At 63.5% G+C, this 22553-nt stretch carries 18 protein-coding genes; 11 read left to right on the forward strand and 7 right to left on the reverse strand.

The features are described from left to right. The first annotated feature begins 236 nt into the window (after positions 1 to 236). Together KEM63_RS01710 and KEM63_RS01715 are read left to right on the forward strand one after the other, a co-directional pair. The gene (locus KEM63_RS01710; RefSeq protein WP_223654372.1) at positions 237 to 2027 is read left to right on the forward strand and encodes an acyl-CoA dehydrogenase C-terminal domain-containing protein; all 1791 of its coding nucleotides are present in this window, start codon (positions 237 to 239) and stop codon (positions 2025 to 2027) included. 565 nt (positions 2028 to 2592) lie between these two features. Beyond that, positions 2593 to 4380: an acyl-CoA dehydrogenase C-terminal domain-containing protein gene (locus KEM63_RS01715; RefSeq protein ID WP_223654373.1), complete on the forward strand. Its 1788-nt coding sequence runs from the start codon at positions 2593 to 2595 to the stop codon at positions 4378 to 4380. A 313-nt stretch (positions 4381 to 4693) separates the two neighbouring features. Here the strand turns inward: KEM63_RS01715 and KEM63_RS01720 are convergent, their stop codons facing one another. Then, positions 4694 to 5476 (reverse strand): 2-keto-4-pentenoate hydratase, encoded by a 783-nt coding sequence (locus KEM63_RS01720; RefSeq protein WP_223654377.1) that lies wholly within the window; start codon positions 5474 to 5476, stop codon positions 4694 to 4696. After that, positions 5473 to 6381 carry a TauD/TfdA dioxygenase family protein gene (locus KEM63_RS01725; protein WP_223654378.1) on the reverse strand — a complete coding sequence of 303 codons (909 nt, stop codon included), beginning with the start codon at positions 6379 to 6381 and terminating at the stop codon, positions 5473 to 5475. The genes KEM63_RS01720 and KEM63_RS01725 overlap by 4 nt, the downstream gene beginning before the upstream one ends. Before the next feature lie 105 nt (positions 6382 to 6486). On the opposite strand from KEM63_RS01725, the gene KEM63_RS01730 reads away from it, so the two are divergent. From KEM63_RS01730 to KEM63_RS01745, 4 genes are read left to right on the forward strand one after another with little or no spacing between them, the layout of a single operon-like run. Further along, positions 6487 to 7551 carry an AraC family transcriptional regulator gene (locus KEM63_RS01730; protein ID WP_223654380.1) on the forward strand — a complete coding sequence of 355 codons (1065 nt, stop codon included), beginning with the start codon at positions 6487 to 6489 and terminating at the stop codon, positions 7549 to 7551. Further along, positions 7544 to 8203 (forward strand): ABC transporter ATP-binding protein, encoded by a 660-nt coding sequence (locus KEM63_RS01735; protein ID WP_223654381.1) that lies wholly within the window; start codon positions 7544 to 7546, stop codon positions 8201 to 8203. Before KEM63_RS01730 ends, KEM63_RS01735 begins: the two co-directional genes overlap by 8 nt. Then, entirely contained in the window at positions 8200 to 10677 is a 2478-nt protein-coding gene (locus KEM63_RS01740; protein WP_223654382.1) for an FtsX-like permease family protein, read from the forward strand. The genes KEM63_RS01735 and KEM63_RS01740 overlap by 4 nt, the downstream gene beginning before the upstream one ends. Position 10678: 1 nt before the next feature. After that, on the forward strand, positions 10679 to 11767 hold the full coding sequence (locus KEM63_RS01745) for a lipocalin-like domain-containing protein (protein ID WP_223654383.1): 1089 nt from the start codon (positions 10679 to 10681) through the stop codon (positions 11765 to 11767). Between the two features lie 2 nt (positions 11768 to 11769). On the opposite strand, the gene KEM63_RS01750 is transcribed toward KEM63_RS01745, so the two are convergent. After that, positions 11770 to 12693, reverse strand: a complete 924-nt coding sequence (locus KEM63_RS01750) for a polyprenyl synthetase family protein (protein WP_223654387.1) — start codon at positions 12691 to 12693, stop codon at positions 11770 to 11772. A 185-nt stretch (positions 12694 to 12878) separates the two neighbouring features. Between KEM63_RS01750 and fni the strand changes: the two genes are divergently transcribed. Genes fni through KEM63_RS01775 form a run of 5 tightly spaced genes read left to right on the forward strand, consistent with a single transcriptional unit; the run spans position 12879 to position 18802 of the window. Then, entirely contained in the window at positions 12879 to 13943 is a 1065-nt protein-coding gene (fni, locus tag KEM63_RS01755; RefSeq protein ID WP_223654397.1) for a type 2 isopentenyl-diphosphate Delta-isomerase, read from the forward strand. Further along, positions 13940 to 15226: a glycosyltransferase gene (locus KEM63_RS01760; protein ID WP_223654398.1), complete on the forward strand. Its 1287-nt coding sequence runs from the start codon at positions 13940 to 13942 to the stop codon at positions 15224 to 15226. Before fni ends, KEM63_RS01760 begins: the two co-directional genes overlap by 4 nt. Further along, positions 15223 to 16395: a lycopene beta-cyclase CrtY gene (gene crtY, locus KEM63_RS01765; RefSeq protein ID WP_223654399.1), complete on the forward strand. Its 1173-nt coding sequence runs from the start codon at positions 15223 to 15225 to the stop codon at positions 16393 to 16395. Before KEM63_RS01760 ends, crtY begins: the two co-directional genes overlap by 4 nt. Then, the gene (locus tag KEM63_RS01770) at positions 16392 to 17882 is read left to right on the forward strand and encodes a phytoene desaturase (protein WP_223654400.1); all 1491 of its coding nucleotides are present in this window, start codon (positions 16392 to 16394) and stop codon (positions 17880 to 17882) included. Before crtY ends, KEM63_RS01770 begins: the two co-directional genes overlap by 4 nt. Then, entirely contained in the window at positions 17879 to 18802 is a 924-nt protein-coding gene (locus KEM63_RS01775; RefSeq protein ID WP_223654401.1) for a phytoene/squalene synthase family protein, read from the forward strand. Before KEM63_RS01770 ends, KEM63_RS01775 begins: the two co-directional genes overlap by 4 nt. Here KEM63_RS01775 and KEM63_RS01780 read toward each other — a convergent pair. From KEM63_RS01780 to KEM63_RS01795, 4 genes are all read right to left on the reverse strand, one after another. Beyond that, positions 18759 to 19289 (reverse strand): sterol desaturase family protein, encoded by a 531-nt coding sequence (locus KEM63_RS01780; RefSeq protein WP_223654402.1) that lies wholly within the window; start codon positions 19287 to 19289, stop codon positions 18759 to 18761. The genes KEM63_RS01775 and KEM63_RS01780 overlap by 44 nt on opposite strands. Continuing rightward, the gene (locus KEM63_RS01785; RefSeq protein ID WP_223654403.1) at positions 19286 to 19768 is read right to left on the reverse strand and encodes an FAD/FMN-containing dehydrogenase; all 483 of its coding nucleotides are present in this window, start codon (positions 19766 to 19768) and stop codon (positions 19286 to 19288) included. Before KEM63_RS01785 ends, KEM63_RS01780 begins: the two co-directional genes overlap by 4 nt. A gap of 102 nt (positions 19769 to 19870) precedes the next feature. After that, positions 19871 to 21595, reverse strand: a complete 1725-nt coding sequence (locus tag KEM63_RS01790) for a DUF885 domain-containing protein (protein ID WP_223654405.1) — start codon at positions 21593 to 21595, stop codon at positions 19871 to 19873. Next, the gene (locus tag KEM63_RS01795) at positions 21592 to 22296 is read right to left on the reverse strand and encodes a DUF1028 domain-containing protein (protein ID WP_223654407.1); all 705 of its coding nucleotides are present in this window, start codon (positions 22294 to 22296) and stop codon (positions 21592 to 21594) included. The genes KEM63_RS01790 and KEM63_RS01795 overlap by 4 nt, the downstream gene beginning before the upstream one ends. Positions 22297 to 22553: the final 257 nt, after the last annotated feature.

Genomic DNA, 22553 nt, shown 5'->3' on the forward strand with positions numbered 1-22553 from the left:
AATCTGCATCTGTTATGCGAATCAGGAATAAGCGTCAACGGCACCTCAGTCTGAAGTCAATCTGGCTCACCGTTGAGACATGACCGGCCGGTCGTGATCGCTGTGTTATGGGGTTGTATCAAGCGATGTAATGAATGCCCCTGCGCCTTGACCGCCGCCAGCTGCCCCCGTAGTGTTCAAACGACTGTATGAATCCCCGCGACGGGCTCCCGTCCGGCCTTCCGTTGGAGTACACCATGCCTGAATACAAAGCCCCCTTGCGGGACATGCACTTCGTTATGGACGAAGTGTTCAATTTCGCTGCCGGTTACGAAGCCTTCGGTCTGAGCGACGCCTCGCCGGATCTGGTCAGCGCCGTGTTGGAAGAGGCGTCCAAGTTCGCCGGCAACGTGCTCGCTCCGCTGAACCGCACCGGTGACGAGGAAGGCTGTCGTATCGACAATGGCGAAGTCACCACGCCCGCCGGTTTCAAGGACGCTTATCAGCAGTACGTCGATAATGGCTGGTCCTCGATGACTGGTCCGACCGAATACGGCGGACAGGGTCTGCCGGCTTCGCTGGGTCTGGTCGTCAACGAAATGGTTGCCTCGGCCAACTATTCATTCAGCATGTACCCTGGCCTGTCGCACGGCTGCGCCGCAGCGATCCGCGCCCACGGCACGCAGGACCAGAAGGATCTGTACCTGGCCAAGCTGACGCCCGGCTACTGGACCGGCACCATGTGCCTGACCGAGCCACACTGTGGTACCGACCTGGGTCTGATCAAGACTCGCGCCGTGCCTCAGCAGGACGGCAGCTACAAGATTACCGGCACCAAGATATTCATCTCCTGCGGTGAGCATGATCTGGCCGAGAATATCGTTCACCTGGTGCTGGCCAAACTGCCCGACGCACCAGCCGGCACCAAAGGCATCTCGCTGTTCATCGTGCCGAAGTTCCTGCCTGATGCCAGCGGCGAGAAAGGCGAGCGCAACAGCCTGGTCTGCGGCTCGCTCGAGCACAAGATGGGCATCAAGGCCTCTGCTACCTGCGTGATGAACTTCGATGACGCCACCGGCTTCCTGATCGGCGAGGTCAACAAGGGTCTCAACTGCATGTTTACCATGATGAACCATGCCCGCCTGGGTACCGGCATGCAGGGTCTGTGTCACGGTGAAGCGTCCTACCAGAGCGCCGTGGCGTACGCCAAGGACCGCCTGCAGATGCGTGCGTTGTCCGGCCCGGCTTTCCCCGACAAGGCAGCCGATCCGATCATCGTCCATCCTGACGTGCGTCGCATGCTGTTGACCATGAAGTCGTTCAACGAAGGCAACCGCGCATTGGCTTATTACACCGCGCAGTTGCTGGACAAGGCACATTACTCCAAGGACGCAGATGAGCGCGCCGATGCCGAAGACCAGCTGGCGTTCCTGACGCCGATCTGCAAAGCGTTCATGACCGAAACCGGCCTTGAAGCGACCATCCTTGGTCAGCAGGTGTTCGGTGGCCACGGTTATATCCGTGAGTGGGGTCAGGAGCAGCAGGTGCGTGACTGCCGTATCGCCGGCATCTACGAGGGCACCAACGGCATCCAGGCGCTCGATCTGCTCGGCCGCAAGGTGCTGATGAGCCAGGGTAAACTGCTGCGCGCCTTCACCAAGCAGGTGCATACGTTCTGCCAGGCCAACGAAGGTCACGCGACGCTGGGTGAATACGTGAACACGCTGAATCAGCTCAATGCCCAGTGGGGCGAGCAGGTACAGAAGATCGCCATGCGCTCGATGCAGAATCGCGAAGAAGTTGGCGCTGCGTCGATGGACTTCCTGATGTACTCCGGTTACGTCACGCTGGCTTTCTTCTGGCTGAAGATGGCGGTGAGCGCACAGGAGCAGTTGACCGCAGGCACGTCGGAACAAGACTTCTACAAGGCCAAGCTGGCCACGCAGGAGTTCTACTTCAAGCGCCTGCTGCCCCGTGCTCAGGCTCACCTTGCCGCGCTGGAAGCGGGTGCCGACACGCTGATGCAGATGACTGCCGAGCAGTTCTAAGCACAGCAGCTGGTCCAGAAGCCCCGACTCGTCGGGGCTTTTTTATGTTGCTGGCACAAACGTCCGAAGGCTGGCTGAGCCGGCGCGACTAAGCCGACCGTCGATCGCAAGGATGCGATCGCCGAGCCAGATGGGTGAGGCAAGCGTTGGCGAAGCATGCTTCGCGCGCAGCCGAACGCCCAGGAATCTCCGATTGCGGGCCGGGCCCGCTTGCGGGGACTTGCCGCGTGTCGGCGTGCCATGCGCACTCAGCCAGCCTTGCACCAACCGCATTACGTTGCGCACCGGCTACTCGGATTTGCGTGCATTCGCCGCACAGACAAGTCGCCCTGCGCAAGGCGCCGTGAACCCGTCCCTGGGGGCTTCACCAAAACATCCATGTTTTGGAGACGTGCTCCGGCCGCCTTCCCCGCACGGCTCGTCGGGCTACCAGTGTAGCTGGAAGCATGTGACTAATAGATATTGTTTGGTCACAAAAAGACGCTAACGATCTATTGGGTGTCGCGCTACAATCTGTCCCACGTTCCAGTATCTACTGGCGAACCACTGCTAGAGGAGTCCTCCCGTGGCCGACTACAAAGCCCCCCTGCGTGATATCCGTTTCGTCCTCAATGACGTGTTCGAAGCTGACAAGCTATGGCAGAGCTTGCCCGGCCTGGACGGCGCGATCGATGCCGAAACCGCCGATGCCATGCTCGAAGAAGCAGGCAAGATTACTTCTCAGACCATCGCACCGCTCAACCGTAGTGGCGATGAGGAAGGCGCGCAGTGGAACGACGGCGTTGTCACCACGCCGACCGGCTTCAAGGAAGCGTACAACGTCTACGCCGAGGGCGGCTGGGTTGGCCTGGGTGGTAACCCGAACTACGGCGGCCTGGGCATGCCCAAGACCCTCGGCGTTCAGGTAGAGGAAATGGTCTACGGCGCCAACAACAGCTTCGCCCTGTATGCGGCGCTGACCGCCGGTTGCTGCCTGGCGCTCGATGCGCATGGTAGCGAAGAATTGAAGAACGCCTATCTGCCCCAGCTGTATTCCGGCACCTGGGCCGGCACCATGTGCCTGACCGAGCCCCATGCCGGCACCGATCTGGGCATCATCCGTACCCGCGCGGTGCCGCAGGCTGACGGATCCTATGCGGTTACCGGTACCAAGATCTTCATCACCGGCGGTGAGCACGACCTGACCGAGAACATCATTCACCTGGTTCTGGCTAAGCTGCCCGATGCGCCAGCCGGCCCCAAGGGTATCTCGCTGTTCCTGGTGCCCAAGTTCATGGTCAACGAAGATGGTTCGCTGGGTGAGCGCAACGCCGTGGCGTGCGGCTCGATCGAGCACAAGATGGGCATCAAGGGCTCGGCCACCTGCGTAATGAACTTCGATGGCGCCAAGGGCTATCTGATCGGAGAGCTGAACAAGGGCCTCAATGCCATGTTCACCATGATGAACTATGAGCGCCTGTCGATCGGTATCCAGGGCATTGGTTGCTCGGAAGCCTCCTATCAGAGCGCTGTCGATTATGCTCGTGACCGCGTGCAGAGCCGTGCGCCGTCTGGCGCCCAGCAACCCGAGAAGGCCGCCGATCCGATCATCGTGCATCCGGATGTTCGCCGTATGCTGCTGACCATGAAGGCCATGACCGAAGGCAGCCGTGCGTTTTCGACCTACGTGGCGATGCAGCTGGACGTCAGCAAGTTTGCTGAAGAGCCCGAATCGAAGAAAAACGCGGAAGACCTGGTTGCGCTGCTGACGCCGGTCGCCAAGGCATTCTTCACCGATGTGGGGCTGGAGAACTGCGTCCATGGCCAGCAGGTATTCGGCGGCCACGGGTATGTTCGTGAGTGGGGCCAGGAGCAGCTGGTACGCGACGTGCGGATCGCCCAGATTTATGAGGGCACCAATGGCATTCAGGCGCTGGATCTGATGGGCCGCAAGACCGTAGCCAATGGTGGCGCCTTCTTCCAGGTCTTCGCCGGCGAAGTGCGCTCGTTCATCGAAGCGAACGGGTCGGAGGAGCTGGCAGAGTTCGTCAAGCCATTGGCCGCTGCGCTGACCAATCTCGAGGAGCTGACGGCCCTGGTGATCGATCGCAGCCGTACCAATCCGAATGAGGTCGGCGCGGCGTCGGTCGAGTATCTGCACGTATTCGGCTACACCGCCTACGCCTACATGTGGGCGAAGATGGCCAAGGCCGCTCGGGCGCGTCTGGCGGACGATGCCGACGGTTTTCATGCAGCCAAGCTGTCTACGGGGCGCTTCTTCGTCAAGCGTCTGCTGCCGCGTATTCACTCGCTGAGCGAATCGGTACGTGCTGGCAGCGAGCCGCTGTTCGAGCTGGATGCCGCGCAGTTCTGAGGAGGGGTCACAGTCGCGAGTGTGACAAATTGTAAGCAAATGCTTACAGGCTGTGGTGGCAAACGACTATGTGCAGCCTGCCTGCTCCTGCGTAGTATTGGTGTTGCTAGGAGCGGGGCAGGAAGCCAGTAGAACAACACGGATCACGGAAGGCGCCAGGACGGCGGCATTATTCAGGGATTGAGCAGGGACGATGCCTGTAGACATGGTCATTAAGGGAATTAAGGACCATGCCTGAAGGCATGAGCATTAGGGATGATCGGGACAGTTACGAAAACCTCGCTTCGGCGGGGTTTTTTCTTTTCCGCGCCGCCTAGACGAACCGACACTCGAGCGCACCGAGTGCGCCCAGGTCCAGGCGAAGCTCGTCGCCCCTTCCCACCGACTGCATTGGCCCCAGAGCTCCAGACAGCACGATATCGCCCGCCTGCAGCGGCACTCCCAATCTGGCCTGCTCGCGCGCCAGCCATAGCAGCGCGTTGAGTGGGCTGCCCATGCACTGGCTGCCACTGCCTTCGGCGATGATCGCTCCTGCGCGCAGCAGCTTCATCGGCAGGCTACTGAACTCCAGGCTGCGGGCGTCGATTGGACGCGAGCCGAGCACGAACAGCCCGGAGCAGAGGTTGTCTGCCAGGGCATCGACTATTGATCGGGGCCATCCCTGGATAGCCGAATCGCAGATTTCCAGAGCAGGCAGTGCACCGCCGAGTGAATTGAGCAGTTCAGCGAGCCCGGCTTCCGGATCGTCGAAGGTCCGACTCATGACGAACGCTACTTCAGCCTCCACGCGTGGCTCGATGAGCCTGGCAATAGGGATATCGTCCTTGTCCCAGTACTGCCAGTCCTGCAACAGCGCTCCCACCAACGGCTTGCCGATACCCGTTGCCGACTGCACCCGCTGATCGGTCAGCCCCAGCTTGTAGCCGATGGCTTCCTGCCCGGCCTTCTGATACATCCGCAATAATGCGTTCTGCACCTGCATGGCCTGCTCTATGCCGTCGAAGCCGAAAGCGGGGCCGGGCGCCGGGCAGGGCGTCCGCGTCATGCGCGCCCGAAACAGCTCGCGCGCTGCGGCCTCTGCGTCGAATGGGTTCATGATACGAGGCCTCGCTCCGGCACGCCGCCCTTGACTGTCGTGCGATACATTTCGCGGCGTGCGCCGAAGTAATCGGATATCGGCTGATGCCAGACGCAGCGGTTGTCCCAGATGGCCAGGGTACCGGGCGTCCAGCGCATGCGGCAGGTGAACGCCGGTGCGGTCGCCACCGAGAACAGGTAGTCGAGCAGCGGCCGGGATTCTTCCGGCTTCATCCCCTCGATCCCCAGCGTATAGGCCGGGTTGACGAACAGCACGTCCCGGCCGGTCTCCGGGTGCCGGGTGATCAACGGATGGCTGCGTACGTCATGATCGACGTTGGAGCCCCAGACGATCTGCATGCTTTCCAGTCCGGCGTTGTGTCGGCTGTTGGGGCCGTAGCCGAACTCGGGACTGTGAATGCCGTTGAGCGAGCCGAGCATCTGACGCATCGCCGGCGACAGCCATTCGCAGGCCAGGTACATGTTGCTGTAGAGGGTATCGCCGCCATGGGTTGGCACGTCGAGCCCGTACAGCAGGGTAAAGGCCGGGGGTGTCTCCTGAAACGACCAGTCCGAATGCCAGGCCCCGCCGAATACCATCGGAGTCCCTTCGCTGGCTTCCTTGCGCACATGCACAACATGAGGATGGTCGGGCATCGGCTGCACATAGGGCTCTATGCCGAACTCACCGAAGCGCTGGGTCACGTACTCCAGGTCGTCGACCGACAAGTCCTGATCGCGGATGAACAGGACCTGATGGTCGATCAGCGCCTGTCGTAGCGCCGGTTGACGCTCATCGTCGAGCGTTCGCAGATCGATCCCGAAGACATCGGCGCCGAGTGCTCCACTCACTGGGCGCACGTCCAGCAAGCCGCCATCGCGCGCACGGTTGTTGGCTGCGGTGGTGTAGAAGAATTCGGGCATGGCGGACGCCTTTGTTGTTGTTTCTCGTCGCAGAATGCATCAGTGCCTATACTGCCTCCATGATCTTTCCCGCCATCGCATGATACTTGCTGCCAGGAGTCCGGGATGTGGCGTCAGCGGCGTGATAGCACCAATGTTCTGTACCTTCTGCGCGTGGCACAGGAACTCGACGTGGACGGCGAGACCTGTCTGCGCAGCACGGGCTTGCGGCGCGAGGCGCTGGATGATGCCGAACACACGCACGAGCTGTGGCAGGAGCTCGCGGTCATACGCAACCTCGTTGCGGTCCGCCCCGAGGCGGGCGTCGGATTGCGTGTCGGCCGGCTCTATCATCTGACCAGCCTGGGTCTGCTGGGTTACACCATGCTCGCCAGTCGTACGCTCAGCGAAGCCATCCGCGTCAGTGGCCGCTTCCGCCCGCTGTCTCTGTCGATCTGCCCGGTGCGGGTCGAAGAGGGTCCGGAAGGGCTGGCGATGCTGTTCGATGACAGCGTACTGCCGGTGGACGCTCGCGGTCTGGTGGTCGAGCGTGGTCTTGCTGCCTGGACCGCTCTGTTCGGCGAGCTTTTGCAACGACCGTTTCGACCGCGGCGTGTCGAATTTGCCGGTGACAGCGCCGATGCGGCGCTCTACCGGGAGCATTTCGATTGCGACGTGATCATCGCCGCCGGCAGAAACGGCATGCTCATCAGCCACGAGGATCTTCAGGCGCCATTGCCGCTGGCCAATCCGTTCACCCAGAAGACCTGCGCGAGTCTGTGCCAGAAGCTGTGCGACAGTCTGGACGACGTCAGCGGCTCGCTGGCAAGACAGGTGTTGCAGGTGCTGATGAGCCACTCCGGTCGCATCAATCCGGCCCGCGACGTTGCCGGTTGGCTGGGAATCTCGGAGCGCTCGTTACATCGCCGGTTGGCGCAGGAAGGCTACAGTTTTCGCATCCTGGATGAGCGGGTCCGCAGACAACTGGCGGAGCATCTGCTGTCTGACAGTTCATTGGGGCTGGAGAGTATCGCCCACCAGCTTGGTTACGCCGAGGCCGCCAGCTTTTCCCGCGCATTCAAGCGCTGGACCGGCCTGCCGCCGCTTGACTGGCGGCGGCGCCGGGCAGCGGGCTTCAACCCGCTGATCGATGTGCTGACGGCGCGCAGCGGGGCGCTCGGTCATGCTTGAAGTGCGCGGCGTACGCAAGGCGTATGACAGTCCCCAGGGGCGGGTGCAGGTGCTTGATGGCGTCGACCTCGATCTCGGGCCGGGCGAATCGCTGGCATTGATGGGCGAGTCGGGCAGTGGCAAAAGTACGCTACTGCATCTCATCGCCGGGCTGGATCGAGCCGACGCCGGTTCAATCTGCCTGGATGGTGTTGACGTCTCCACACTCGGTGAAGGCAGTCGAGCCCGCTACCGGCGCGAGGACGTAGGTGTGGTGTTCCAGCAGTTCAATCTGGTTCCCTCCCTGACTGTGGCGGAGAATCTCGCGTTGCAGGCGCGGCTGGCAAGGCGGCTGGATCCTGCGTGGCAGGCGCACCTCACCACAGCGCTGGGGCTTGAGGATCTGCTCGAGCGTCTACCTGAACAACTGTCCGGCGGTCAGCAGCAACGGGTCGCGGTGGGGCGAGCACTGGCGCTGCGGCCGAAACTGCTGCTGGCCGACGAGCCGACCGGCAATCTGGATGAAGCAACCGCTGAACAGGTGCTGGCGCTGTTGCTCGCGCGGGTCGCAGAGTCCGGCTCGGCCTTGCTGATGGTGACCCACAGCAACAGTCTGGCTGCACGGCTGCAGCACCAGCTCAAGCTGTCCCGCGGTACCGTGGTCCGCGCATGATTCGCCGTATCGGCTGGGTGCTGGTCACGGTGTTCAGCCACTGGCGGCGACACCCTCTGCAGCTTGCCTGTCTGGTCGTCGGGCTGTGGCTGGCCACCGCGCTGTGGAGCGGCGTGCAGGCGCTGAACCAGCAGGCGAGAGACAGCTATGACCGGGCGGCGCAGCTGTTCGGCGGCCAGACCGGGCAGGTGCTGGTCAGCCCCGGCGGGCAGCCGTTCGATCAGACCGCCTACATATCGCTGCGGCGACTCGGCTGGCCGGTCTCCCCGGTCCTGCAGGGCTCGCTTGGCATGCGCCGGGCAGCGTCCGGATCGAACTCGGAAACGGAAACGCTGCAGCTGGTCGGGATCGACCCGCTGACACTGCCAGCCGACAATGCGCTTACCCGCGGCGGCGCGACCGCGGACATTGCCGCGTTCATTGTCGCGCCAGGGCAGGCCTGGATTGCAACCGACACGCTGCAACGGCTGGGCGCCGGTCCGCAAGACCGGCTGCTGACAGCGACGGGCGAGGCGCTGCCGCCGCTGCAGATCAGAGACGCGCTGCCGCCGGGGTTGATCGTGGTCGACATTGGCCGCGCACAACAGCTGCTGGGGCAGCCGGATCGGGTCAGTCAGCTGGTTGTCCCAGGCGCATTCGCGGAGCGTGAGCCCCCTCTGCCGGAAACCGTTGCGTTACGGTGGGAGCGGCGCGAGGAAGCTGACCTGCAGCGGCTCACGGACAGCTTTCACCTGAATCTGACGGCGCTCGCGTTGCTCGCGTTTCTGGTTGGCTTGTTCATTGTGCAGGCCGCGGCGGGGCTGGCAATGCAACAGCGCCGGCGGCAGATCCAGACGCTGCGCGCCTGCGGGGCCAGCGCGGCCGACCTGGTGCTGGCGCTGCTGATTGAACTTGTCGCTCTGGCCACAGTGGCTGGTGTGCTCGGGATGCTCAGCGGCTATCTGCTGGCCACAGCGTTGATCGGCGATCTTGCCGCCAGCCTGCGTGGACTGTATGGCGCGCAGGTAGCGGGGCGAGTGGATATGAGTCCGGGCTGGTGGCTGTCCGGACTGGGGATGACCCTGGCGGGAACCCTCGCTGCCACGGGCGGGCACGTCGTTGCCGCGTTGCGCGAGTCGCTGGTACCCACCCGTGTGTCGCCGGGCTGGATGCTGGCCCAGCGTCGAAGCCTGAGGCGATTGTCCAGCGTCGCGCTGGCATTGTTGATCGTCGCCGCCGGGTTGTGGCTTTACGCCGATGGCTTGCTGGCAGGATTTGTCCTGCTGGGCTGCGTGCTGTTGGCTGTCACACTGACCTTGCCCCTGCTGCTCGCCACCCTGCTGCGTGTCGGACGGCGCTACGCCCGAGGGCCGCTGAGTGAGTGGTTCTGGGCGGACGGCCGGCAGCAACTCTCACGCCTGAGTCTCCCGCTCATGGCCCTGCTGCTGGCGCTCTCGGCGAACATCGGCGTGGGGGGCATGACCGAAGGGTTTCGCAGGACATTTACCGACTGGCTCGATCAGCGGCTGTCGGCGGATGTGTACGTGCGTCCGGCCGGGCCGGCACAGGCGCAGGCCATTCTCGGCTGGCTGCAGGCTCGCCCGGAGGTGTCGGGCGTGTTGCCCAGCTGGCAGGTCGATTCCCGCCTCGATCGATGGCCCGTCGAAATCAGCGGCGTCATCGAGCACCCGCTGTATCCGCAGACCTGGCCATTGCTCGACGCCCAGCCCGATGCCTGGGCTCGCTTGCAGGCGGGCGCCGGGGCGCTCGTCAGCGAGCAGCTGGCCCGCCGCGCCGATCTGGGGGTGGGCGACATGCTCGATCTCGATACCCCCGGCGGTGACTGGACCTTGCAACTGGTTGGTACCTATCCGGATTACGGCAATCCGCGCGGCCATGTCCTGGTGTCCGCCGAGGCGTTGCGTGACCGTTGGCGCGACGCGGCCATTGGCAGCATTGGCGTGTTGAGCGACGCCGACCCGGCGCTGCTCGCTGAATCCATGGTCGCGCAATTCGCCGGCGCAAGCGCGACGGATCAGGCCTCGCTGAAAGCCTACTCCACCCGCGTGTTCGAGCAGACGTTTGCGGCAACGGCAGCGCTCAACAGCCTCACCCTTGGCGTGGCCGCGCTGGCGCTGTTCAGCACGTTGCTGGGGCTGGCTGACACGCGTCTGCTACAGCTCGCGCCGCTCTGGGCCATGGGTTTGCGCCCGGGTCAGCTGGGCCTGCTGTCGCTGGCGCAGCTGACGCTGCTGGCCTTCCTGACGTGCATTCTGGCGGTTCCGCTCGGGCTGGTGCTGTCCTGGTGTCTGGTAGCCGTGGTCAACGTACAGGCGTTTGGCTGGCGTCTTCCCTGGCACTGGTTTCCCGGACAGTGGCTGCAGCTGGGCGGCCTTGCGCTTGCTGCGGTGCTGGCGGCCGCTGCCTGGCCGGTCGTTCGCATCATCCGGGCACGTCCGGACAGTCTGCTGAGGCAATTCGTCAATGAGAGCTGATATGCGTCTATTCGTGTTCTGGCTGGCTGTCCTGCTGTCGGGCTGCGAGCAGGACGAACCGGCCGAGCAGGGGTTCGCCGGCCTGGGGACGGACTCCGAAGGCTTCGCGCAGGTGGCGCCGGGGCGCCCGCTGAGCTTCCCGGCCGATCATCAGGCACACCCGATGTTTCGTATCGAATGGTGGTACGTCACCGCCAATCTGCAGGATGAGCAGGGTCGTCACTGGGGCGCGCAGTGGACACTGTTTCGCCAGGCAATGCAGCCGCAGGAGGCCGACCAGGCCGGTGCCGGCTGGGCCAGCGCACAGGTCTGGCTGGGCCATGCGGCCGTGACCGGTCGTGATGTTCATCTGCATGCCGACAGACTGGCGCGGGGCGGCGTGGGCCAGGCGGGGGTGAAGGCAGCCCCCTTCTCGGCATGGATCGATCATTGGTCACTGGTCGGCCCGCAGGGCGGCCGTGGCGAGACCAGCGAGCGCCTGGGCGAGCTTCGCGTCCGCGCCGCCGGGGATGACTTTGCCTACGACCTGCAGCTGCGCAGCGACGGCCCACTGGTGCTGCACGGCGAGGCCGGACTGAGCCGCAAGTCGAGCGGCGGCCAGGCTTCGTACTACTACAGTCAGCCTTTTTTCAAGGTGCAGGGCGAGATCGAGGTGAGCGGTGAGCGCATCCCCGTGACTGGCCAGGCCTGGCTGGATCGGGAATGGAGTAGCCAGCCGCTGAGGGCCGATCAACGTGGCTGGGACTGGTTTTCGCTGCACCTGGCAGGCGGCGAAAAGCTCATGCTGTTTCGTCTGCGCAGTGATTCGAGCGCGCCCTTCAGCTCCGGAACCTGGATCGCGGCGGACGGTTCATCCGAATCCATCGAGCCTGGCGCCATCGATATGCGCGAAATCCGTTGGCAGCGCGTGGCGGGGCGCAGGGTACCGGTCAGCTGGCGGCTGCAGATCAGCGGGCGCGATCTGAAGCTGAATGTGGAGGCGCTCAATCCTGAGGCATGGATGGGTACCTCGATCCCCTATTGGGAAGGGCCGATCAACTTCTCAGGGAGTCACGAAGGGACCGGTTATCTGGAGATGACCGGCTATTGAATTCAGGCGTTCGAGGCGACGAAGGACGGTGCGGGTGCGCAGGCCGGTTCGAACAGCCTGCGGGTGAAACGGCTGATCAGGCAGTCTTCGCCGAACACCGCCTCGAGGTGGGCGTCTGCCCGATCCAGATGACTGAGCAGTTCGCGGCGTACTGCATCCTTGCCCAGCAGCGACACCAGTGTCGTCTTGCCTTGATCCTTGCCCACATCCTTGCCTTGGGTAGGGCTGTCATCGAGCAGATCGTCACACAGCTGGAAGGCCTGACCCAATTCATCGGCGAAGCGGGCCAGTTCATCGCGAACGCTCTGATTGGCGCCAGCAAGCATGGCGGCGATATCCAGCGTAGCCTCAAACAGAACGCCAGTCTTCAGGCGGTTCGATGCGCTGATGTCGCTGGCCGAGCGCGCAGAAGCGTCGCGCAGATCCCGGTACTGTCCCTTGACCAGACCCTGGGTGCCCACCGCATCGGCGAGGCGCGCGACCATCCTCGAGCGTACCTGGCCATCCACGTTCTGCGCCCCCGCTATAACGGAAAATGCCCGGGTCAGTAACGCAATACCTGCCAGCATGGCGATGTCTTCACCGTACTGGCGGTGCACTGTGGGCCTGCCGCGGCGCAATGCCGCGTCGTCCATGCAGGGAAGGTCGTCGAAGACCAGTGAGGCGCTGTGCACCATTTCCACCGCGCAGGCCAGGTCGAGCCCAGCATGCATCGGCGCGCCCAGCTCCCGCGCGGCCATCAGCAACAGCAGAGGGCGCACGCGCTTGCCCGGGGCCAGCGTGCAGTCACGCATGGCCTGGCTGACCTGATCCTGCTCGTCGTCACCGAGCAGCTGAGCGAGATGCTGGTCAATGTCTTCGCGCAGCGGTACGAGCGTACAGGTGATGTCATCCTGGCTGACTGATTTGGCGGGCATGGGACCCATGAACACGCTCCTTTCCTGACGGCGCTCGTACATGCTGAAATATGAACTGTCGAGCTTATTGCAGCTCAGACATCCGGTTGACGCAATATTAGGATAAGCTAAGCTTCTTGTATAACTTTTGCATAATATTATGCGTAAGATAACGACAGCGTCAGCGGGAAAAAAATCCCCTTCAGGAGCAGTAGATGGGAAAGTCTGATCTCGTGGAGCGCAAGAACGATCATCTCGACATCGTTCTCGATGCGCAGCGGGCATCGGCCAATACGGACCCGGGTTTCTCCGAGGTTCGATTCGAGCATTGTGCGCTCCCTGACATCCATCTCGACGAAATCGATCTGAGTACCCATTTTCTCGGCCGCAAGCTTGCGCTGCCGTTACTGATCAGCTCCATGACTGGCGGTGCGGCGCGTGCCGTCGGCATCAACCGCCATCTGGCCGAAGCCGCCCAGCATCTGGGTATTGCACTGGCCATCGGCTCCCAGCGGGTAGCCCTGGAAACCGGCGCGGATCAGGGATTGACGCGTGAATTGCGTCGCCATGCTCCGGACATTCCATTGCTGGCCAATCTGGGCGCGGCGCAACTCGTCGAACCCCGGGGACTGCAAGCCGCCGCGCGCGCGGTAGACATGATCGAAGCCGATGCGTTGATTGTACACCTCAACCCTCTACAGGAAGCTGTACAAGCCGGAGGGGACCGCAACTGGCAGGGAGTGCTGGACGCGCTTGCGCAGGCAGCGTCGCAGCTGTCGGTGCCCATCGTGGTGAAGGAGGTCGGTGCGGGCATATCCGCTGCCGTGGCGCGGCGTCTGGTCGAGGCCGGCGTAGCAGTCATCGATGTCGCCGGCGCGGGGGGTACCAGTTGGGCTGCGGTAGAGGGGGAGCGCGCGGCCACTGCGGCCGATCGTGCGGTGGCCATGGCATTCGCCGACTGGGGCATTCCGACCGCAAGGGCGCTGGTGGAAGCGCGCCATGCGCTGCCGCACACCCCGCTGATCGCCTCGGGCGGGATTCGCAGCGGTATCGACGTAGCCAAGGCGCTGCGGCTGGGCGCTGACATCGCGGCCCAGGCTGCTGCGGTTCTGCAATGCGCGACGCAGTCTACCGAGGCTGTCGTCGAGCACTTCGAGATCGTCGGTCGGCAGCTGCGGATTGCCTGTTTCTGTACCGGCAGCGCCAATCTGGCGGCGCTGCGCCAGGCGGCTCTGATCCCGTCTGCGACGCCGGTCATGCCCACTGGAGTGAGGACATGACGCACTATGCCATCGTCGCTCCGGCTTACCCCAGTCACTTCGCGGCGCTGCAGGCACTCGCCGGTGAGCTGATCGATCGCGGCCATCGGGTGACCTTTATTCATCAGGCCGAAGCACGGGACTGGATCACCGATGCGCGAGTGGGATTTCATGCAGTCGGGTTACAGGCGCGCGCGCGTGGAAGTCTGCGACAGACGCTCAAGCTGGCAGCGAATCCGGGTGGGCCGCTGGGCCTGCGCAGACTGATCGACGACCTGGCGCAGACTACGCAGATGCTGTGCGAGGCGCTTCCCGCCGCACTCGCCACGCTGCAGGTCGACGCGTTGATCTGCGACCAGATGGAAGCAGCAGGCGGGCTGGTGGCCGAGGCGTTGCAGATCCCGTTCGTCTCGGTTGCCTGTGCGTTGCCGGTCAATCGTGAGCCGGGCGTTCCTCTACCGGTCATGCCCATGGCCTATGACACCGGTGACGCCGCACGCAAGATGTACCAGGGCAGCGCCCGCGTCTACGACTGGATGATGGGGCGCCATGGCCGCGTGGTCCTCGAACAGGCCAGGAAGTTCGGCCTGCCGGACCGTCAGGGTCTGCATGAGTGCCTGTCGCCTCTGGCGCAGATCAGCCAGACTGTCCGCAGCTTCGAATTCCCGCGAGAAGCATTGCCCGCGCACTTCCATCACGTTGGCCCGCTGCGTCCGCCGGCCTCTGTAGAGGTCGAGCTGCAGTACGACATCGACCCTGATCGTCCGATGGTATTCGCCTCGCTGGGCACCCTGCAGGGACATCGCTACGCGCTGTTCGAGCGTATCGCCTGGGCCTGCGAAAAACTCGGTGCGCAGCTGCTGGTGGCGCACTGCGGCGGGCTGAGCGACGTGCAATCTCTGAATCTGCAGGCTCAGGGAGCGTCCTGGGTGACCGATTTTGCGCCCCAGCGCGCGGCGCTGGCGCGAGCCAACGCCGTGGTGACGCACGCCGGGCTCAATACCGTGATGGATGCGCTGGTTGCGCGCACCCCGATGTTGGCTATTCCGATCGCCTTCGATCAGCCCGGCGTTGCATCACGGGTGGTTCATGCGGGCGTAGGCATGAAGGTGTCGCCCCGGTTTACCGCTGCGCTCGGCATCGCCGAGCGACTGGAAATGATCACCGGCGAGTCGCGGTTCGCGCAGAACCTCGAACGCCTCGGCGCGGAAGTCGATGGCGCGGGTGGCACCCGCCTTGCCGCGGCCATCACCGAGCAGGCCATCGCCACGCGCCGCCCGGTAGTAGACGTGGAATCATCATGAGCCACGGCTGGGATCTGATTCTCGCCGGAGGCGGGCTGGCTAACGGATTGATCGCCTGGCGGATCGCGCAGCGACGTCCGGACTGGAAGATTCTCGTGCTGGAGCAGGGTGAGCGGCTCGGGGGCAATCACACTTGGTCTTTCCACCAGGGCGATCTCAGCGAGGCCGAGCATGCCTGGATGGCGCCGCTGGTCGAGCATCGCTGGGCCGGCTACCGCGTGCGTTTTCCGGCGTTGCAGCGGGATCTGCCAGGAGGGTATGCGAGCATTCCTTCAGAGCGCTTTGCCGAACGACTGCATGCCGATCTGGGCGAACGCGTTCGAACCGGAGTCGGCGTGACGGCGGTCGAAGCGCAGCGGGTGCGCCTGAATGATGGACAATGGCTCGAAGCGCGCGCGGTGATCGACGGACGCGGCCCTCGCGCGTCGGCACATCTGGCGCTCGGCTGGCAGGCCTTTCTGGGTATGGAAGTACAGCTTACGGCGCCGCATGGCCTGACGCTGCCCTGGCTGATGGATGCCGACGTCGAGCAGGGCGCAGGCTACCGCTTCGTTTACGTGCTGCCCCTCGCCGCGGACCGCCTGTTGATCGAGGATACCCATTACGTCGATCAACCGCTGATCGACAGTGCCTTTCTGCGGCGACACGTGCGCGAATATGCCTCCCGTCAGGGCTGGACCATCGAGCGTGTCATACGCGAAGAAGCCGGAGCATTGCCGATCACTCTGGCCGGCGATTTCGATGCGTTCTGGCGCGAGATGGGTGATGTCCCCTGCAGCGGCCTGCGCGCCGGTCTGTTTCATCCGACCACCGGCTATTCGCTGCCGCATGCCGTACGGCTCGCCGATCGCATCGCTGCCTTGCCTGCGCTCAGCTCTGCCGTACTGCTGGAGACCGTGCGGGATGAAGCGCGGCGGCAATGGCGGCAGCAGGGATATTTCCGCCTGCTCAACCGAATGCTGTTTCTGGCTGGTCGGCCGGACCAGCGCTGGCGGGTGATGCAGCGCTTCTACCGACTGCCCGAACGTCTGATCGAACGTTTTTATGCGGGCCGGCTGACGGCTCTGGACAAACTACGCATTGTTACCGGCAAACCGCCTGTCCCCATGGCTGAGGCGTTGCGTGCCGCACGCATGAGTGCTCCACAACACATAAGGATTTCCGAATGAGTGAGCCGAAGCGCGCCGTGGTCATCGGCGCGGGTTTTGGTGGGCTGGCCCTGGCCATTCGTCTGCAGTCCGCCGGCATCCAGACCACCCTGTTGGAAAAGCGTGACAAGCCAGGCGGACGTGCCTATGTCTACGAGGACGCCGGGTTTACGTTCGATGCCGGCCCCACGGTGATCACCGATCCGTCCGCACTGGAAGAACTGTTCGCGCTGTCAGGCCGTACGATCGCCGATTATGTCGAGCTGATGCCCGTCGCGCCGTTCTATCGGCTGTGCTGGGAGGACGCAGAGCCCTTCGACTACGCCAACGATCAGGACGAACTTGACCGGCAGATCGCCTCGCGCAATCTCGCTGACGTGGGCGGTTACCGCCGTTTTCTCGCCTATTCACGGGCGGTATTTCAGGAAGGTTACATCAAGCTCGGAGCCGTGCCGTTCCTGTCGTTCCGCGACATGATCCGCGCCGGTCCGCAGCTGGCCCGTCTGGAAGCATGGCGCAGCGTGTACGGCATGGTGTCGCGCTTCATCAAGGACGAGCACCTGCGTCAGGCCTTCTCGTTTCATTCCCTGCTGGTCGGCGGCAGCCCCTTCGCTACGTCTTCCATTTATGCGTTGATTCACGCGCTGGAACGCAAGTGGGGGGTGTGGTTTCCGCGCGGAGGAACCGGTGAGCTGGTGCGCGGCATGGTGCGCCTGTTCGAAGACCTGGGCGGCAAGCTTGAGCTGAATGCCGAAGTGGCGAGGATCGAGACCGCAGGTGACCGCGTCGAAGCGGTGCTGCTGGGCGATGGCCGGCGGTTCGAAACCGATGCGGTGGCATCCAATGCCGATGTGGTGCATACCTACGACCGTCTGCTTGGTCACCATCCCCGCGGTCAGCATCAGGGCAAGGCATTGCAGCGCAAGCGTTTCAGCATGTCGCTGTTCGTCATCTACTTCGGTCTGGATCAGCCGCCGAACGATCTGCCGCATCACACCGTGTGTTTCGGGCCGCGCTATCGCGAGCTGATCGACGACATATTCAATGGCGACGAGTTGCCCGACGACTTCTCGCTGTACCTGCATTCCCCGTGTGTCACCGATCCCTCGCTGGCGCCGCCCGGTTGCAGCGCCCACTACGTGCTGGCGCCGGTGCCGCACCTGGGCAATGCCGACATCGACTGGGAGGTCGAGGGGCCGCGCTACCGTGATCGCATTCTGGACTATCTTGAACAGCACTACATAAAAGGCCTGCGGGAGCATCTGGTGACCTGCCGACACTTCACCCCGTTCGATTTCCGTGATGAGCTCAATGCGCATCTCGGGTCAGCGTTTTCGCTCGAACCGGTGCTGACGCAAAGCGCCTGGTTCCGGCCGCACAATCGCGACGAACACGTGCATAACCTCTACCTTGTCGGCGCCGGGACCCATCCAGGGGCCGGCGTGCCGGGCGTGGTAGGGTCGGCCAAGGCTACCGCGGGCCTGATGATCGAGGACCTGCGTGCATGAACGCGGTACTGGCCGAACAGGCCCGTCAAACTATCGAAGCCGGCTCGAAGAGCTTCGCGCTGGCTTCCAGGCTGTTCGACGCCCGCACCCGAGCAAGCGCCGTGATGCTCTACGCCTGGTGCCGTCACTGCGATGACGTGATTGACGGGCAGGAGCTCGGCTTCGGTCAGGTGAACAGCCCGCAGGGCGGCGAGGCGGCCCTGGAACAGCTGCGTGTTGCGACCGGGCGGGCCTGCGCCGGCCAGCCCATGAGCCAGCCGGCCTTTGCTGCGCTGGGCGAGGTGGTGCGCACCCATGACATCCCTCCACGGTTTCCGCTGCAGCATCTGGACGGCTTCGCCATGGATGTACACGATCGCCAGTACCAGACCGAAGCCGACACCCTTGAATACTGTTATCACGTGGCCGGCGTGGTCGGTGTGATGATGGCGATGATCATGGGGGCGCGTGACGAACCTACTCTCGATCGCGCCTGTGATCTGGGTGTGGCGTTTCAGCTGACCAACATTGCTCGAGATATCGTCGAGGATGCGCAAATCGGTCGTTGCTACCTGCCGCTGGACTGGCTGAACGAAGCGGGAATCCCCCGCGAACGGTTGGCCGCGCCCGAGTACAGGCCGCAACTGGCCGAGTTGGCGTCGCGACTGGTGAACATGGCCGAGCCCTACTATCGCTCGGCCCGCGGTGGCCTGACGGCGTTGCCGCTGCGGTCGGCCTGGGCGGTCGCGACGGCGCGCAGCGTGTATCGGGAAATCGGCGTGCAGGTCCGAGAGCAGGGCGCCCATGCCTGGGACGAGCGCATCAGTACCAGCCGCCTGGACAAGCTTCGCCTGCTTTGCCAGGCCTCGGGCATTGCGCTGAGTTCGCGCGCGGAAACTAGCGAGCCGCGTCCGCCCGGCCTGTGGACGCGTCCGCGTTGACCGAAGCGTTGCTCAGCGGGCCGTCATGCAACTCGCGCAACTGGCGACGCAACTCGGCCACTGGCGGAGCGTAGAGGAATCCGTACGAAACGCAGTGCTCCCGGCCATGGACCGCGTGGTGCATCAGGTGGGCCTGGTAGAGACGCTTGAGGTAGCCGCTGCGCGGAACGTAGCGGAATGGCCAGCGACGGTGCACGAGTCCGTCGTGTGCGACGAAGTACAGGAAACCGTAGGCCGTCATGCCGGCGCCAATCCATTCCAGAGGGTGCCAGCCCGCCGTACCCGCGGCAATCAGCGCAATGGCAACACCTGCGAAGACCACCGCATACAGATCGTTTTTTTCGAACCAGCCGGTACGGGGTTCATGGTGCGAGCGATGCCAACCCCAGCCCCAGCCGTGCATGATGTGCTTGTGGGCAAACCAGGCGAACACTTCCATGCCCGCCACTGTCGCGAGAAACACCAGCGTGTTGGTCAGAATGTTCATGGCGTTGTCTGGTCCAGCGCCACGCGAAGTGCTTGCGGGTCGCTGAATTCTTTGGTGGACAGAACCTTGTTGTCCTCCAGCGTCAGCCACAGTACCGGCTCGGCGCCGGTGCGTGCAGGTGCCATCTCGCCCTTGCGGTCGAGCAGCACGCGGTAACTGGCTGAGCGCATTGACGGCACCAGCACCATTTTCGCGACCAGGCCTGGCACGCGCGATATATCCGCCACATAGAGTGCGGAGCGCTCTTCGAGGAAGTCGGCAGGGGCATTCTTGAGCGCCGCATCGACCAGCCGAGCAGCATCATGGCTGCTGGCAAGCAGGACCAGGCGCGTATCGCTGCCTAGTTTATGCGCCTGGTCATGCTGATCCCTGAATTGCAGCGGCGGGAGCGTTTCGCCTACTTCGATGGCTTGCGCGGTCGCGACACCAGTCGCGCCGGCCAGGCAGGCAGTCAACAGAGTGCGTTTCAATTTGAACATGGTCGGCAATCGTCGGTATTCGAAAAGCACAGCTTAGCCCAATCGTGCCGGCCTGTGTCGGTTGTTGTGTGTCCATTGCTTGCGGCCGAGTGGTGCCTCGAGTCAGCGCCGGGCCTGCGTCCAGTCGGCGATCTGGTCAGCCAGGGTGTCAAGCGGCAACGGGCCGAAGCCGAGCAGGGCGTCATGAAAGGCGCGTTGATCGAAGCGATCGCCCAATGCTTCGCTGGATTGGTCCCGTAGCCGCAGGATGTCCAGCAACCCGAGCGTGTAGGTGGTGGCCTGGCCGGGCATGACCAGATAACGGTCGATCTCGGCGACGCACTGCGCCCGGCTGGCGGGCAGATTCTCGTACAGGTATTCAACCGCCTGATCACGGGTCCAGCCGCGGGCGTGCAGTGCCGGGTCCACGACCAGACGACAGGCACGTTTGAGCTCCATGGTCAGTCGTCCATATTCGCCGTAGGCGTCCGCGTACAGGCCGGCCTCATGGGCCAGGCGTTCGGCATACAACGCCCAGCCCTCGACGTAGGCATTGCAATGGGCGTAGCGACGAAACGAGGGCAATGCTTCGAGATCGTTGGCGACGGCAAACTGCATATGATGGCCTGGCAATGCCTCGTGAAAGGCCAGGGCTTCCATGGTGAAGCTCGGCAGCTGCTGCAGATCGTAGAGATTGATGTAGAAGGTGCCGGGGCGGCTGCCGTCCGCAGCGGGGCCATGATAGAAAGCCATACCGGCGGTCGGTTCGCGGTGTGGCTCGACTGGCCTGACCTGCAGTGGATCGTTCGGCAGCACGTGGAACAGATCGGGCAGGCGCTGCCGGGCCCGCTCGATCACCTCGTTCAGGTCTGCCAGATACCGCTGTCTGCCGTCGGGCGTCTGTGGATAATAAAAGCCCGGGTGGGCGCGGGTGAAATCAAAGAAGGCATGCAGGTCGCCAGCGAATCCCACCTTCGGCATCAGACGACGAATTTCGTCATGAAGACGCGCCACTTCCTGCAGGCCCAGCTCGTATATCTGCTGAGGATCCACATCTGTGCTGGTTTCCCAGCTTAGACAGGCGCGGTAATAGGCTTCGCCGTCTGGCAGGGCGCACAAACCTCCCTGTGCTGGTGCATCAGCGAGCTGCGTCTGCATGAATGCGCTCAGCCGTCGATATGCCGGCTCGACCTGGTCCCTCAGTGCGTTACGACACTGTTCGAGCAGGGATGCCCTGGTGGCGGTGGGCACCGCCGAAGCAGCCTCGATCTTGCGCAGGAAGTCAGCGGCGAGCATGCCCCCTGAAGGTTTGCGCAGGTCTGTCCTCATGCGGTCGCAGTCGCCGATGATCTGCTCGATCAGAAAGCCCGGCAGTACCACGCCCCGGTCCTGACGCAGAGCGATGCTGCCGATCAGCTGTTCGCATGCCGTGGCAAAGGCTCGCAGCCTGGCGATATAGTTCAGCGCATCGGCTTCATCGGCAATGCGGTGCATGTTGATCATGAATGCGGGGAACTCGGCGTGCAGCCCGAACTTTTGATCCAGTGCGTAGCGCTGGAAGCGGAGGTCGAAGCGTCCGAGTATCTCCTTGCACTCCCGCCGGAACAGTTCACAGTTGACGCGCTGCGCTGGCGTCAGCCTGGCGTGGTCGAAGGCGTCGACCGCCTGCAGATGACGCCGGGCCAGGTTGGCGTAGCCAATCTCGCCGGACTCCGAGCAGTCGTTGAGCTCATCCTGCCGCTCGCTTCGTCCGAAAAGGGTGAGCTTCTGCGGAAAGAAGCCGATGCGCTCATTGAAGGCCTCTTCGAAAAAACGCTCCACATCAAGCCGCTGTGCACCGCCATTCATGGCAGTCGGCCATTGACCAGAGCCTGCTGTCCGGGCTCGGCGCCCGGGGGGCGAGGGACGTCTTTTCGTCGAGGTATAGTGCGCATGCTCGGCAGGATTTCTTCGACATACAGGCGGTAGAGCCGACCCAGTTCATGCATCGGATCGTCATGGTCGTCGATCCGCAGGTCACACAATGGGTACTCTTCCTCGGAGAACACCATGATGTTCGCTGAGCGCTCCTCCTTCTTGTCTCCGCCCTGCTCTTCCCCGGCCTGGATTGCCAGTACCAGCCGTTCGGCCAGATCCAGATGCACGGTGCGGTTCATCGTTGCGACGACTGACTCCAGTACATGCGCCCCTGCCAGACGATTGCCCTGTGTCGCAAAGCCGTCGCCCTGGGCGTGGCCGGCCCAGGGAATGGTCTCATCGCCGGTCCAGACTGCGGTGCGGCCCTGAATGTCGACCACCCCGACCTGCCTGTTCTGTGCCTGCCGGTCGAGCGCTATGACCGCGTCCAGCGCCTCGCTAGCGCTGGCGCCGTGTTGCAACAGACGCAAACCGTCGTAAGCCAGGTAGGGATTGAGCAGGGCCTGCGACGCCACCACGCCCACCTGGGGTATGCCATGGCACGCGAGCTTCCCCACCGATTGCACGCCGGTGCTGGCGCCGACGCCGATTTGTCCTGTGCGTCTGCAATGTGCGACCACGGAAAACGTCACCGTTACCCCCTGTTGATGAGCCATCGATAGGAGATTGACTGACAAGTGCGGTCATCGGTTCATAGTGGGCGACGGAGGAGGGCGGGTGCCTGCCGTGATGATGTCTGAATCGGGAAGCGGGACAGTGCCGCCCAGGGGTGCGGCTGATTCGATGCTGCGGGAGGGGGAGACGGTGCATCGACGAAAATGGTGGGCCCAGTAGGACTTGAACCTACGACCAAGCGATTATGAGTTTGCACGTTACTGTGCAAACCCAG

The sequence above is a fragment of the Halopseudomonas nanhaiensis genome (genome assembly GCF_020025155.1).
In the GTDB taxonomy this organism is placed as follows: Bacteria; Pseudomonadota; Gammaproteobacteria; order Pseudomonadales; family Pseudomonadaceae; genus Halopseudomonas; species Halopseudomonas nanhaiensis.